A 572-nucleotide genomic window follows, 5' to 3' on the forward strand; every position below is an offset into this window, starting at 1 on the left:
ATGTTTATTTCTAATTTGGCTTTCACAAGCGAGCATAAGGACGCTATGGAAGTGGCAAAAATTGCGATTTTACTGGGATCTTTGATTTCTGGGATCATAGGGGCTTTGTATTTATTTTTATTAAACCAAAGAGTGGCTTTAAAGAAATAGTTAAAAATGCTATAATTTGAGATTAAAACATCTTTTAAGGGAATTAAATGGGACAAACTAAAGACATTCTAACGACGCTTTTACCCCTTGTGGTGTTGTTTCTTATTTTTTATTTTTTGATTGTTCGCCCACAACGCCAGCAGCAAAAAAAGCACAAAGAAATGATAGAGGGCTTGAGTAAGGGCGATAAAGTTGTTACTCAAGGCGGGTTGATCGTTGAGGTGCTTAAAGCGGAAGCGAATTTTTTTAGCGTGAAGCTCAATGATGACACCACCGCTAAACTTTCTAAAAACTATATAGCGTTCAAATTAGACGAAGAAGTGGTGCAAAATAACAACTAATGAAACTTTTTAACCCTCGCTTAATCGTTTTTATTTGCGCACTTCTTTTAGGGGTAGGGTTTTCTGTGCCTTCTTTGCTAG

Annotated in this window: 2 protein-coding genes; both read left to right on the forward strand. The window is 36.4% G+C overall.

Annotated features, from left to right (window positions below):
* A complete protein-coding gene (locus IEY73_RS34775; RefSeq protein WP_189083256.1) occupies window positions 1–150 on the forward strand; it encodes a Na+/H+ antiporter NhaA in 150 nt (49 codons plus the stop codon).
* Between the two features lie 47 nt (window positions 151–197).
* Window positions 198–491: a preprotein translocase subunit YajC gene (gene yajC, locus IEY73_RS34780; RefSeq protein ID WP_024774076.1), complete on the forward strand. Its 294-nt coding sequence runs from the start codon at window positions 198–200 to the stop codon at window positions 489–491.
* The last annotated feature ends 81 nt before the right edge of the window (window positions 492–572 follow it).

Origin of the sequence: Mangrovihabitans endophyticus (genome assembly GCF_014646155.1) — a bacterium.
Lineage (GTDB): Bacteria > Actinomycetota > Actinomycetes > Mycobacteriales > Micromonosporaceae > Actinoplanes > Actinoplanes endophyticus.